The sequence below is a fragment of the Cupriavidus sp. GW822-FHT06G04 genome (assembly GCF_058799075.1).
Map to the genome: position 1 here is coordinate 32348 of NZ_JBXALD010000014.1, position 13809 is coordinate 46156.

General features: G+C 65.6%; 9 protein-coding genes. 5 read left to right on the plus strand and 4 right to left on the minus strand.

Annotated features, from left to right (window positions below):
• Positions 1-171: 171 nt before the first annotated feature.
• The 5 genes from putA (at position 172) to AC1RKI_RS25765 (ending at position 10122) form a co-directional block, all read left to right on the plus strand.
• Positions 172-4146 (plus strand): trifunctional transcriptional regulator/proline dehydrogenase/L-glutamate gamma-semialdehyde dehydrogenase, encoded by a 3975-nt coding sequence (gene putA, locus AC1RKI_RS25745; RefSeq protein WP_492797917.1) that lies wholly within the window; start codon positions 172-174, stop codon positions 4144-4146.
• 162 nt (positions 4147-4308) lie between these two features.
• Positions 4309-5460, plus strand: a complete 1152-nt coding sequence (locus tag AC1RKI_RS25750; RefSeq protein ID WP_061953429.1) for a branched-chain amino acid ABC transporter substrate-binding protein — start codon at positions 4309-4311, stop codon at positions 5458-5460.
• Between the two features lie 224 nt (positions 5461-5684).
• On the plus strand, positions 5685-7631 hold the full coding sequence (locus AC1RKI_RS25755) for a tetratricopeptide repeat protein (protein ID WP_492797915.1): 1947 nt from the start codon (positions 5685-5687) through the stop codon (positions 7629-7631).
• 152 nt (positions 7632-7783) lie between these two features.
• Positions 7784-9007 carry a cation:proton antiporter gene (locus tag AC1RKI_RS25760; RefSeq protein ID WP_061953431.1) on the plus strand — a complete coding sequence of 408 codons (1224 nt, stop codon included), beginning with the start codon at positions 7784-7786 and terminating at the stop codon, positions 9005-9007.
• Positions 9007-10122, plus strand: a complete 1116-nt coding sequence (locus AC1RKI_RS25765; RefSeq protein WP_061953433.1) for a YbdK family carboxylate-amine ligase — start codon at positions 9007-9009, stop codon at positions 10120-10122. The genes AC1RKI_RS25760 and AC1RKI_RS25765 overlap by 1 nt, the downstream gene beginning before the upstream one ends.
• A 194-nt stretch (positions 10123-10316) precedes the next feature.
• Here the strand turns inward: AC1RKI_RS25765 and AC1RKI_RS25770 are convergent, their stop codons facing one another.
• The 4 genes from AC1RKI_RS25770 to AC1RKI_RS25785 all read right to left on the minus strand — a co-directional run bounded on the left by AC1RKI_RS25770 (position 10317) and on the right by AC1RKI_RS25785 (position 13736).
• A complete protein-coding gene (locus tag AC1RKI_RS25770; RefSeq protein WP_061953435.1) occupies positions 10317-10799 on the minus strand; it encodes a glycine zipper family protein in 483 nt (160 codons plus the stop codon).
• Positions 10800-10951: 152 nt separating this feature from the next.
• Positions 10952-11698, minus strand: coding sequence for an MBL fold metallo-hydrolase (locus AC1RKI_RS25775; RefSeq protein WP_492797912.1), 747 nt, complete (start codon positions 11696-11698; stop codon positions 10952-10954).
• A gap of 67 nt (positions 11699-11765) precedes the next feature.
• Complete coding sequence (locus AC1RKI_RS25780) at positions 11766-13142, minus strand: L-serine ammonia-lyase (protein ID WP_061953439.1); 1377 nt, start codon at positions 13140-13142, stop codon at positions 11766-11768.
• 45 nt (positions 13143-13187) lie between these two features.
• Positions 13188-13736 (minus strand): DUF421 domain-containing protein, encoded by a 549-nt coding sequence (locus AC1RKI_RS25785; protein ID WP_061953441.1) that lies wholly within the window; start codon positions 13734-13736, stop codon positions 13188-13190.
• Positions 13737-13809: the final 73 nt, after the last annotated feature.

A 13809-nucleotide genomic window follows, 5' to 3' on the forward strand; every position in this document is an offset into this window, starting at 1 on the left:
GCTTTAGTGCAACCCGAAAACTCCGGAAAAACTAAGTGGTTGCACTAGGTTGCACCTAGTAAAACTCCGATAGTAAGATCGCGCCAGTCCGGCACGCTGGACGGTGCGCGCACGCGCGCATCGTTTAAGCCAATGCCAACCCGATCCCAAGATCCGCTGGAGAATCCCCGCATGGCCACCACCACCCTCGGCGTCAAGCTCGACGACGCTTCGCGCGAACGGCTCAAGCGCGCCGCCCAATCGATCGATCGCACGCCGCACTGGCTGATCAAGCAAGCCATCTTTACGTATCTGGAACAGGTGGAACGCGGTCATCTCCCTCATGAAGCCGGCGCCGCGGCGCTCAACGAGGTAGACGGGGCCGATGCGGGCGATCACGCGCAGAGCGATGGCGCGCCGCAGCCGTTCCTGGAATTTGCGCAGAGTATCCAGCCGCAATCGGTGCTGCGCGCGGCCATCACGTCCGCCTATCGCCGTCCGGAAACCGAGTGCGTGCCGGTGCTGCTCGAACAGGCGCGCCTGCCGCAGGCGCAGGCCGATGCCGCCATCAAGATGGCCAAGGCGCTGGCGCAGAAGCTGCGCGAGCAAAAGGTGGGAACGGGCCGCGAAGGGCTGGTGCAGGGGTTGATCCAGGAGTTCTCGCTGTCGTCGCAGGAAGGCGTGGCGCTGATGTGTCTGGCTGAGGCGCTGCTGCGCATTCCCGACAAGGCCACGCGCGACGCGCTGATCCGCGACAAGATCAGCGGTGCCAACTGGCAGTCGCATCTGGGCCAGAGCCCGTCGCTGTTCGTCAACGCCGCCACCTGGGGACTGTTGCTGACCGGCAAGCTGGTGGCCACGCACACTGAATCGGGGCTGTCGAAGGCGCTCACGCGCATCATCGGCAAGGGCGGCGAGCCGCTGATCCGCAAGGGCGTCGACATGGCCATGCGCCTGATGGGCGAGCAGTTCGTGACCGGCGAAACGATTTCCGAAGCGCTGGCCAACGCCCGCAAGTACGAGGCCGAAGGTTTCCGCTATTCGTACGACATGCTCGGCGAAGCCGCGATGACCGAAGCGGACGCGCAGCGCTACCTTGCGTCGTACGAACAGGCCATTCACGCCATCGGCCAGGCGTCGCGCGGGCGCGGCATCTACGAAGGCCCCGGCATTTCGATCAAGCTGTCGGCGCTGCATCCGCGCTACAGCCGCGCGCAGCATGAGCGCGTGATTTCCGAACTCTACGGGCGCCTGAAGTCGCTCACGCTGCTGGCGCGCCAATACGACATCGGCATCAATATCGATGCCGAGGAAGCCGACCGCCTGGAGATTTCGCTCGATCTGCTCGAGCGCCTGTGTTTCGAGCCCGAACTGGCCGGCTGGAACGGCATCGGCTTCGTGGTGCAGGGATACCAGAAGCGCTGCCCGTTCGTGATCGACTACCTGATCGACCTGGCGCGCCGCAGCCGTCACCGCCTGATGATCCGCCTGGTCAAGGGCGCCTACTGGGACAGCGAAATCAAGCGCGCCCAGGTGGACGGGCTGGAAGGCTATCCGGTGTACACGCGCAAGGTGTTCACCGATGTGTCGTACGTGGCCTGTGCGCGCAAGCTGTTGTCCGTGCCCGACGCGATCTATCCGCAGTTCGCCACGCACAACGCGCACACGCTGTCGGCCATCTATCAGATCGCCGGCCAGAACTATTACCCAGGCCAGTACGAATTCCAATGCCTGCACGGCATGGGTGAGCCGCTGTACGACCAGGTCGTCGGGCCGGTGGCGCAAGGCAAGTTCAATCGGCCGTGCCGCATCTACGCACCGGTCGGCACACATGAAACGCTGTTGGCATACCTGGTGCGCCGATTGCTGGAAAACGGCGCGAACACGTCATTTGTGAACCGCATCGCCGACGAGACGATTCCGCTGGACGAACTGGTGGCCGACCCCGTCGCCGTGGTCGAGCAAATGCACAAGACCGAAGGCGTGCTCGGCATGCCGCACCCGCGCATTCCGCAGCCGCGCACGCTGTACGGCAAGTCGCGCGCCAATTCCGCCGGCATCGACCTGTCGAACGAACATCGGCTCGCGTCGCTGTCGTCGGCGCTGCTGGCGGGCACCAGCGAGACGCTGCGTGCCGAGCCCCAACTGGGCGTGGAAGTCGCGCGCGCCGATGCCACGTTCGCACCGGTATTGAACCCGGCCGACCATCGCGATGTGGTGGGACAGGTCAGCGAGGCCACGCCGGCCGAGATCGAGGCCGCGCTGAACGCCGCCGTCAACGTTGCGCCGATCTGGCAGGCCACGCCGCCCGAAGTGCGCGCCGCCGCGCTGGAGCGCGCGGCCGACCTGATGGAAGCGCAGATGCAGTCGCTGATGGGCACCATCATGCGCGAGGCCGGCAAGACCTTCTCGAACGCCATCGCCGAAGTGCGCGAAGCCGTGGACTTCCTGCGCTACTACGCGGTGCAGGTGCGCGAAACGTTCTCGAACGACACGCACCGTCCGCTGGGCCCGGTGGTCTGCATCAGCCCGTGGAATTTTCCGCTGGCTATCTTTACCGGCCAGGTTGCCGCCGCGCTGGCTGCCGGCAATCCGGTGCTGGCCAAGCCGGCCGAGCAGACGCCGCTGATTGCCGCCGCCGCGGTGCGGGTGCTGCGCGAGGCGGGCGTGCCGGCGGCCGCAGTGCAACTGTTGCCCGGCCGTGGCGAGACCGTTGGCGCGGCGCTGGTGGGCGACGCGCGCGTCAAGGGCGTGATGTTTACCGGATCCACCGAAGTGGCGCGCCTGCTGCAGCGTAATGTCGCGGGCCGGCTCGACGCCGCGGGCCGTCCGATCCCGCTTATCGCCGAGACTGGCGGCCAGAACGCGATGATCGTCGATTCTTCTGCGCTGGCCGAGCAGGTGGTCGGCGATGTGGTGTCGTCGGCGTTCGATTCGGCCGGTCAGCGCTGTTCGGCGTTGCGCGTGCTGTGCCTGCAGGAGGACGTGGCCGACCGCATCCTCGAAATGCTCAAGGGCGCGATGGGCGAGCTGACGCTCGGAAATCCCGACCGTCTTTCGACCGACGTCGGCCCGGTGATCGACGAGGAAGCGCGCGGCAATATCGTGCGCCATATCGAAGCGATGCGCGCCAAGGGCCGCCGCGTCTACCAGGCGGCGCCGCAGGGAGAGGCCGGCGCGGCGCAGTCGGCGGCCTGCCGTCATGGCACCTTCGTGCCGCCGACGCTGATCGAACTCGATTCGATCGCCGAATTGCAACGCGAAGTGTTCGGTCCCGTGCTGCATGTGGTGCGCTTCCCGCGCGCGGAACTCGACGCAATGATCGGCCAGATCAACGGCACCGGCTACGGGCTTACGCTCGGCATCCACACGCGTATCGACGAGACCATTGCACATATCGTGGATCGCGCGCAGGTGGGCAATCTCTATGTCAACCGCAACATCGTTGGCGCAGTGGTCGGCGTGCAGCCATTTGGCGGCGAGGGCTTGTCCGGCACCGGTCCGAAGGCGGGCGGCCCGCTTTATCTGCATCGCCTGCTGTCCGTCTGTCCGCAGGATGCCGTGGCGCGCGCGGTCCGCGCCTCGGACGTTTCCGGCGCCCCGGCCAATGCGCCGGTATCGCCGGAACTGGCGGCGCTGAAAGCCTGGGCACAGTCCGGCCAGCCCGAACTGGCGGCGGCATGCGATCGCATGGCCGCGGCGTCGCCGTCGGGCCTGACGGCAACGCTGCCCGGTCCCACCGGCGAGCGCAATACGTATTCGTTGCTGCCGCGTGACCACGTGCTGTGCCTGGCCCAGCAGGAAGGCGATCTGGCGCTGCAACTGGCGGCGGTTCTGGCGGTTGGCGCGCAAGCGTTGTGGCCAGACACACCGATCGCGAAGTCGCTGTTGGCGCGCCTGCCGGTGGCAGTACAATCGCGCGTCCGTGTCGTTTCTGACTGGAAGGCATCGGACATCGTTTTTGATGCAGTGCTGCACCACGGCGATTCCGACCAGCTACGCACCGTATGCGAACTGGTGGCGACGCGCCCGGGCCCGATTGTCGGCGTCCAGGGCCTTGCCCAGGGTGAACCGAACATCGCGCTCGAGCGTTTGTTGATCGAGCGTTCGCTGTCCGTCAATACGGCGGCTGCGGGCGGCAATGCAAGTTTGATGACGATCGGCTGAGGCTCGGCCTTTTCCGAAGCGCGTCAGATGCAAGTGCGCGGCAGGGACCGGCGATCCCGACCCTGTCCGCGCAGTTCAGGAACGGGCGGTGCTGCCAACGCCGATCCGAAAATATGCCGACACCGGCACTATATGGCACCCTATGGGACCCAAGGAGAACTGATGAGCTCGACATTCCGCAAGACGGCCATGACCGTCGCCATGGCCGTTGCCGGCCTGACCGCCGCCTCCGCCGCGTTTGCGCAGGCACAGGAAATCAAGCTGGGCTATGCCGGCCCGCTGACCGGCGGCCAGGCGCAATACGGCAAGGACATGCAAAACGGCATCGTCCTGGCCATCGACGACATGAACGCCACCAAGCCGAAAATCGGTGGCAAGGATGTCAAGTTCGTACTGATCTCCGAAGACGACCAGGCCGATCCGAAGACCGGTTCGGTGGTGGCGCAGAAGCTGGTGGACGCGGGCATCCAGGGCATGCTCGGCCACTTCAACTCGGGCACCAGCATCCCGGCCTCGATGGTCTACAACCGCGCCGGCATTCCGCAGATCGCCATGGCTACGGCGCCCGAATATACGCGCCAGGGCTTCAAGACCACGTTCCGCATGATGACCTCCGACACCCAGCAGGGTTCGGTGATCGGCGCCTTCGTGGTGAAAAAGCTGGGCGCCAAGAATATCGCCATCGTCGACGACCGTACCGCCTACGGCCAGGGCCTGGCCGATGAGTTCGAAAAGGCTGCAAAGGCCGCCGGCGGAAAGATCGTGCGTCGCGAATTCACCAACGACAAGGCAGTCGACTTCAAGGCGGTGTTGACCAACATCAAGCGCAGTAATCCGGACGTCATCTTCTATGGCGGCGCGGAAACGCAGTCGGCGCCGATGGCCAAGCAGGTCAAGGAACTGGGCATGAAGTCCCCGCTGGTGTCGGGCGAAATGTCCAAGACCGACAACTTCCTGAAGCTGGCGGGCCCGGCTGCAGAAGGCACCGTGGTGTCGCTGGCCGGCCTGCCGCTGGACCAGATGCCGGGCGGCGCCGCCTACGAGAAGAAGTACGAGAAGCGCTTCGGCTCGAAGGTGCAGACCTATTCGCCATACGCCTATGACGGCGCCACGGCGATGATGACGGCCATGATCAAGGCCGGTTCGGCCGATCCGGCGCGCTATCTGCCGGTGCTGGCCGCGACCAACATGCAGGGCGTGACCACCAAGACGCTGGCCTACGATGCGCGCGGCGACCTCAAGGACGGCGGCATCACCGTCTACAAGGTGCAAGGCGGCAAGTGGACCGTCCTGGAAACCGTGGGCGGCAAGTAAGTCCTTACGGATCCAACCTCGGCGCGTCGTACGTCTTTCCTGCGTACGGCGTTGCCAGCAGAACTGGCGCCATCGCGGAGTGCTCCGCGGTGGCGTTTTTTATGGGTTCGCTGCGAAGTCAACGGTAATCAAATTGATATTACTTGTTGATGTTCTCTGCAAATCACGGCGCGCCGTTGGCGCATAATCGCGCTTTTGCTGAATTCTTGAACAAGGAGCGGACCGTGCAGGATGTTCGTTATGAACACGCGATCGCGCTAGCCAATGCCGGGCGCCACGACGAGGCGTTGAAGATTGCCGACCAACTTTGGGCCGAGCATCCGGAAGTGGTCGACTATGCCGCGCTGCGCGCACAACTGCAGTCCGACCGTGGCGATATCGCCGCCGCTCTCGCGGCGCTGGACGAAGCGATGCAGCAACTGCCCGAGCTGCCGCTGGAGCCGATGCACCGCTGGGCCTCGCGCGGCGCGCTGGCCCATCTGTACGGCACGCTGCTGATGCGCGCTGGCCGCGATACCGAGGCGCAGCCGTGGCTCCATGAGGCCGCGCGCCGCAACGGCCTCGCCACCGGCGAATGGGCGGCGCATTTCTACGCGGGCTTCGTGGCTTTCCGGCTCAATGATTTCGCGCTGGCCGGCCGTTACTGGCACGACCTCCTCTATCGATCGCCCGACCTCGGCTCTGGCGACATCCTGCCGCTGGTGCAGGACTACGTCGCGCGCAGCGACGCGGCAGGCGTGCTCGGCGAGCCGCTGCTGCGCGTTTGCCTGGGACGCATCGCGCTCGATTCCCCGCATGTGCTCGAGATGACCGCGGCCGAGGGCGATGCGCTGGCCGCGCAGCAGGCCGAACGCGTGCTCGCCGAGCTGCCCGATCATCCCGAGGCGCGCCGGCTGCGCGCGCCTCTGCGGCTTGGCATCGACCCCGCCGCCGCGCTCGACGATATCGACACATACCTGCGGCAGGTGCCCGATCCGCTGGCCCAGGTTCGCGCGCTGTCGTGGCGTCAGCAGATGCACCGCGACGCCGGCGCCAACGCACCGGCGCAGCCGGCGTGGGCCGGGTTCGCACTCACGGCGGGTGCCGACGACGGCGCGCTGTACTTCGATGCCGCGGTCTGGCTCGGCAGTTTTCTCGATGAAGTGCCCGCCTCGCAGGCGGCGCTCAAGCCCACGCTGGAAGCCGCGTGCCGCAAGGGCCTGGCGTGCTTCGAAGCGTATTTCGCCACGGGCGAAGGCGACGCGCAGGGCCACGGTGGCAATGCCGATCCGCATCTCTATTCGCTGCTGTGCCGCCTGCTGGCGCGCACGCTGCCCGCCGATGCGGCGCATCTCGAAGAGAAGGTCGCGCTGCATCGCAAGGGCATGGCGGCCAGCGACTTCATCGAGCACTGGATAGACCTGCTCGACGCGTACGCGTCGGCCGGGCAGCATCAGCAGGTCGTGGACCTGGCCGGTCAGGTGCTGAACCGCTATCCGGTCGAGCGCAATCCCGCCGACGTAAGTTGGGCGTTCAGCCGGCTGGTGGCGGCGTGGGCAGCCATCGGCGGCCGCGAAGCGACGGAATCGGCCAGTGCGGCGCTGGCGCACATGGATGCGCGTCTGGACGCGTTGCCCGTGGAAGCGCGCAGCGAAGGCGCGCACGCCATGGCCCATGCACGGGCGCACTACGGCGCGCTGCTGCAGGCCGGCATGGCGTCGATGGACGAGCATGACAAGGCCGACGCCATTGCCGAACTCGAAGCCTTGCAGCGTCGTTCGCTGCTGGTGGAGGACAGCTGGCTTTGCAGCCGCTTCGGCCAGATCTGGTACGACCTTGGCGACCACGAACGCGCGCTGCCACTGTTCGAGCAGGCCGTGGCGCTGGCCGACGGGGACGCGCGCAAGCAGGCCGCCGCGCGTGTGCAACGGGCGAAAGTGCTGGTCGATCAGCAGCGCCACCCCGAAGCGCTGACCGATTTCCAGATGGCCTTCGCGACGCACGACGATTGGGATGCACAGACGCGGCTGCTTGCCGTTCTGGCGGCGCTTGGTATGCGACAGCGCGAGATGGCGCTGGCCTGGTTCGACCATGCGCGCGGCGCCAACACTGGCGCCACCCGCGGGCTCTACGCCAAGGCCGAGGCTGGCCTGAAAGCCACCCGGCCGTGGTGGAAGATCTGGGGCGTGTGAGCCAGCGCACAAGACAAATCTGATTCTGAAAGTCTTACAAAAGCGTCATCGCAGCAGATGGCGCTTTTTGTTTGTAGAAGCCAGCATTTGGCAGCGCATTGAAGAAAGTGTCGGACAAGCACTGACACTTAAAGGTGTGTGCTTCCGTTACCATGTCGCGCATGAACGGACTGAGCCAACTTTTCCCCACGCTGCCGCTGGCCCCGGGCGGCCTATTCTGGGTCGGCCTCGCGCTGGTCGGCGCCGGCCTGGCCGGCGAGGTCTGTCGTCGCTGGCTCGGTTGCCCGCGCATCGTCGGCTATGCGGTGATCGGGCTATTCGCCGGCATGCTCGGCCGCAGCATCGTCGACGAAAACATGATTGCGCAGACGCGCATCCTGATCGACATGGCGCTGGCGTTGGCGCTGTTCGAGCTGGGCCATCGCGTGTCGCTGTCGTGGCTGCGCGCAAACCGCTGGCTGCTGTTCACCAGCGCCGCCGAGAGCCTGCTGACCTGGGGTCTGGTAGCCACGGTGCTACAGTGGCTCGGCGCTTCGCCCGGCGTGGCGATCCTGGCGGGCGGCATCGCGGTCAGCACCTCGCCGACCATCGTGCTGCAACTGAAGAACGAATTACGCGCCGAAGGGCAGGTCACCGAACGGTTGATGGCCATGGCGGCGCTGAACAGCATCTACGCCGCGGCGATCGTGCAGGTGGCCACTGGCTGGCTGCATTCCGAGTACGGCAATCTCGGCGCTGCGCTGTTGCATCCGCTTTACCTGCTGGTGGGGTCGTGCCTGCTGGCATGGGTGGTGGGCAAGTTCGGCCACGCGCTGTATGCGCGCATGTCTGCCGACGATCACTACAGCTTCCTGGTGTTGGTTGGGCTCGTGCTGTTCACGCTTGCGCTCACGCGGCTGTTAAAGCTGTCGATGCCGCTCACGCTGATGCTGGCCGGTGTTGTGTTCAAACACCAGGATCGCCAGCCGCACGTGTGGCCCACGCATTTCGGCAGCGCAGGCAGCTTGCTGATCATCGTGATGGTGGTGTCGCTGGGTCTGCCGCTGACCGCACATGACTGGGTCGTGGGCGGTACGCTGGCGGTTGCGCTGGTGGTGTTCCGCCATGTGGCGAAGCTGGTGGGCGTGGTATCGCTGGGATCGTTTTCGGGACTGAGCCTGCGCCAGTGCGCGGCGCTCGGTCTGGCGCTGGCGCCGATGTCGGGGCTGGCTTATCTTTTGATGAGCGACGTGGCTCGCCTGTATCCAGGCACGGGCGCGCCGCTTGCGTCGATCATCCTGTGCGCGCTCGCGATCGAGCAACTGCTGGGCCCGATCATCGCGGCGTGGGCGCTGCGCTATGCGGGTGAGGCGCGGGAAAATGGAGGAGGGCGCTGATGTCGCTCGAACCGTTCAAGCATTCCGAAGCGCTGACATTCGGCGTGGAGCTGGAGCTGCAGCTCGTCAACCGGCACGATTACGATCTCGCGCCGTTTGCGCCCGATCTGCTGCGTGCACTCAAGGGCGCGCAGCACGCCGGCGACATCAAGCCTGAAATCAGTCCGTCGATGATCGAGATCAGCACCGGCATTTGTCGCGATTACGCGCAAGCGCTGGAAGAGCTGACCGTGATGCGGGACCTGATGCTCAATGCGTCGCGTGGGCTCAATCTCGGTATCTGCGGCGGCGGCACGCACCCGTTCCAGGTCTGGTCGGATCGCACCATTTCCGACTCGCCGCGCTATCAGTACATCTCGGAACTGTACGGCTACCTCGCCAAGCAGTTCACGGTATTTGGCCAGCACGTGCACATCGGCTGCCCCAGTGCGGACGAGTCGCTGTTCCTGCTGCACGCGATCGGCCGCTATGTTCCGCATTTCATTGCGCTGGCGGCGTCGTCCCCGTATGTGCAGGGCGTCGATACCGGATTTGCGTCAGCGCGACTGAACTCGGTGGCGGCGTTTCCGATGAGCGGTCGCGCGCCGCATGTGCTGACATGGGATGCCTTCAAGGCCTATTTCGACAAGATGCACGCCACCGGCGTGATCGAAAGCATGAAGGACTTCTACTGGGATATCCGTCCCAAGCCCGAGTTCGGCACGATCGAAGTCCGCGTCATGGACACGCCGCTGACGGTCCAGCGCGCGTGCGACATCGCCGCCTATATTCAGGCGTTGGCGCGCTACCTGCTGCTGTCGCGTCCATTCATGCCGCAGGAAGACGACTACCTGGTGTACACGTTCAACCGCTTTCAGGCATGCCGCTTCGGTCTGGAAGGGGAATATGTGCATCCGAACGAGCTGACGCGCATGCCGATTGCCGACCACATCCTGTCGATCTGCGATGCGTTGGAGCCGCACGCCGAAGCGCTTGGCTCGCTCCAGGCGCTGGCCAACATCCGCGCCCAGGCTGCCAGCCGTGACAATGATGCGCACTGGGTGCGTACGGTCAACGGGGAAGCGCACAGCCTGCGCGATACCGTGCGACGCACCTGCGAACAGTGGGAAGCTTGAAACGACACTGACGCGCTCAGGACCCACGACATCGGTGACATCGGTGACATCGGAGCCCCGGTGGCATCGGCAGACATCAATGACATCGGCGTCTCAGTGAGATAGGTGTCTCAGTGAAATAGGCGGCATCGGTGCATCGGCGCAGAAGGGCGCGCCAGCAGTCGTGCAGCGCGCTGTCGCCCGCCCGGGGCGCGTCACTGCACCGAATATCCCTTGCCCGACATGCAGGCTTTCCACGCCTGCCAATAGGTTCCCATCGCCTGATCCTTGCCGGCCTCGGCCTGCGTGTTGACGGCCGCCGCTTGCCGGCGTTCCTGCCGATGCGCCATGCCGCCTGCCACGGTGCCTGTCGCGGCGCCAATGGCCGCGCCCTTGCCCGCATCGCCGCCGATGGCACCGGCGACCGCCCCCATCGCGGCACCCCCCGCTGCACCACGCACCCGTTGGCCGCCATGGGCCTGGGCCGGCGGCGGGGCCTGCGCAAGCATGGCCGGGTCGATGCCCGTCTGCTGTTTCGACCAGCTGTAGCAGGCGCCGTCGTCGCTGGCCTGCTGCTGGGCCGACTGGCCTTTTGCGGGATAGGCGACTGGCTTTGCCGGCATGGTTTGCGCGTGCGCCGTGGCGGCTGCCATGACAGCGCTTGTCAGTGCCAGATACCAGTGCTTACGGATTGTCATCTTCGTTCTCCTGCCGGGCGAGGGCCGGCGTTTTTGCGCAGAACAGTATTGCAGCGGAGAAAACGAAGTCAATTGAATAAGTTCGTGGGCGGTCTTACAGAAATGCCGCTTGCGCTGCGTCGGCCGACGCGACGCAGCGTCGGGACGCCGCTTCAGGCGCCGTGTGGCACGGTGGCGCCGTCGCGGCCGGGAACGAGCCCGAGCTGCTGGTTGGCCGGCACCGCGATATCAATCAGCTTCGGGCGCGGCAAATTGAGATTGCGCATCATCGCGACGAATTCGTCGCGCGTGCGCCCGGCCACGCGGCTGTTGGTAGCGCGCTCGCGGCCGATGGTCGATTCGGTGCGGCCCTTGTAGTCATGCGCGGGATAGACGCGCGTGTCATCGGGGAGGCGAAACAGCTTCTGCGTCAGGCTGTCGAACAGCGTGCCGGCATCGCCCGACTGGAAATCGGTCCGTCCGCAGCCGTCGATCAGCAGCGCATCGCCGGTGAAGATGCGGCGCACCACGCCGTCCGGCGTCGCTTCCTCCCACAGGTAGCTCATGCTGCCCGCGGTATGGCCCGGTGTATGGATCGCGCGCAGCACCTGGTTGCCGAAGGCGAGCGTGTCGCCGTCTATCAACTGCTTTAGCGCGGGCTTGATGTCGCAGCCCGAGGGCGCCGCGGTGCGCGCGCCGGTCAGTTGGGCAAGGTGGCCGGCAGACGTGATGTGATCGGCGTGCGCATGCGTTTCCACCACCCACGCAAGCCGTGCGCCCGTCTGGTTCAGAACATCGAGGTCGCGCGCGCACTGGCAGTCGACCGGATCGATCAGGATCGCGCCGCGCGTGTCTGCTTCGATCAGCAGATAGGTGAAGGTGGACGACGTTTCGTCGAAAAGCTGATGGAAGGTCTGCATGGCAGTATTTTTATTGGCAAACCGAAGTGCTTCCATCATACGTCGCCGGCGTGCGACGGCAACCGCGTCAGCATTCGACGATGTTGACGGCCAGTCCGCCGCGCGCGGTTTCCTTGTACTTGGTCTTCATGTCGGCGCCGGTTTCGCGCATCGTCTTGATCACGGAATCCAGCGAGACGTAGTGCGTGCCGTCGCCGCGCAGCGCCATGCGCGCCGCGTTCACCGCCTTGACCGAAGCCATCGCGTTGCGTTCGATGCACGGAATCTGCACCAGCCCGCCCACCGGGTCGCAGGTCAGTCCGAGATTGTGTTCCATGCCGATTTCCGCCGCGTTTTCGACCTGTTCGGGCGATCCGCCGAGCACCGCGGCCAGCGCGCCGGCTGCCATCGAGCAGGCCACGCCGACTTCGCCCTGGCATCCCACTTCCGCACCGGAAATCGACGCGTTCAGCTTGTAGAGCAGCCCGATCGCGCCGGCCGTGAGCAGGAAATCCACCACGCCCTGCCGGTTCGCGCCGGGCACGAAGCGGTCGTAGTAATGCAGCACTGCGGGGATGATGCCGGCCGCGCCGTTGGTGGGTGCGGTCACCACGCGACCGCCGGCCGCGTTTTCCTCGTTGACGGCCATCGCGTAGAGGTTGACCCAGTCCATCACCGACAGCGGGTCGGACAGCGTGCGCTCGGCGCGCAGGGTCAGGTTGCGATGCAGCTCCGGCGCGCGGCGCTTCACCTTGAACGGACCGGGCAATTCGCCGTCGGTCCGACAGCCGCGCGCCACGCATTGCTGCATCACGTCCCAGATATGTAGCAGACCGTCCACCACCTCCTGCTCGGAGCGCCAGGTCAGTTCGTTCTCCATCATCAGTTGCGCGATCGATTTGCCGCTGGCGTGCGCCATGTCGAGCATCGCGCGGCCGCTGCGGAACGGATGCGGCAACTGATTTTCGGCGGCCTGCAACTGCGTGTTCGGCGCGCCGGCGGTGACGACGAATCCGCCGCCGACCGACAGGTAACGCGCTTCGCGCAAGGCCGTGCCATCGGCATTGCAGGCGTGGAATTTCATGCCGTTGGGATGTTCGGCCATCGCCTCGCGCCGGTAGAACACGATGTGCTCGCGTTCGGCAAAAGGCACCGTATGCTTGCCCAGCAGAGTCAGCAGCTTGGCGGACCGCATGGCGGCCAGTTTTTCGTCGATGGTGTCCGGATCGACGGTGTCTGGCGTTTCGCCCATCAGGCCCAGGATTACGCCCTTGTCGGTGCCGTGGCCCTTGCCGGTGGCACCCAGCGACCCGTACAACTCCACGCGCACGCTGGCCACGTCGGCCAGCAGGCCGTCGCGGTCGAGTCCCTGCGCAAACATCAGCGCCGCGCGCATCGGCCCAACCGTGTGTGAACTCGACGGGCCGATGCCTACCTTGAACAGATCGAAGACGCTGACTGCCACGACGCACTCCAGGAATATGCCGGTGCCCGAGCGCGCTCGAGCGCGCTAGACCGGCGTGTTGTCGATATCGAACTTGTCTGGCTGTCGCCACAATTCGCCCGGGGCCGGATGGTCCGACGCGTTGCGCGAGCCTTCTTTCATCTTGACGCTGATCGTGCCGTCGGTCTCAAGGATGGCGAAATGCACTTCGTCGACGCGCGTGCAGCCGTTGCGGCGCAGCGCCTTGTGCAGTTCCGGCGCACTGATCCGCTCGCGACGCATCACGTCGTCAAGCACCTGCCCCTGATGGATCACGATCTGCGGCCGTCCGGCCACGATCGACTCGATGCGCCGGCTACGCCAGGTCACATACCCGAGCGCGGTGTCGGCCAGGAACAGCGTGGCGGCCAGGATCAGTCCGGCCAGCACCGAGTTGTCGCCGGCGTTCATCGCGTTCTGCACGGCGTTCGAAATGATCAGCAGCAAAACCAGATCGAACGGCGTCAACTGCCCGATCTGCCGCTTGCCGGACACCCGCATCAAGACCAGGATCGACGCGTAGACAATCAGGCCGCGCAGCACGAACTCCCACCAGGGAGCACTCAGATTCCACATGAAAGAGACCTCCGCTCAAGCGGCGCGCCGCACGCCGGCGGCCGCAACTTGAGCATAGCCCGTCGGCGACGTC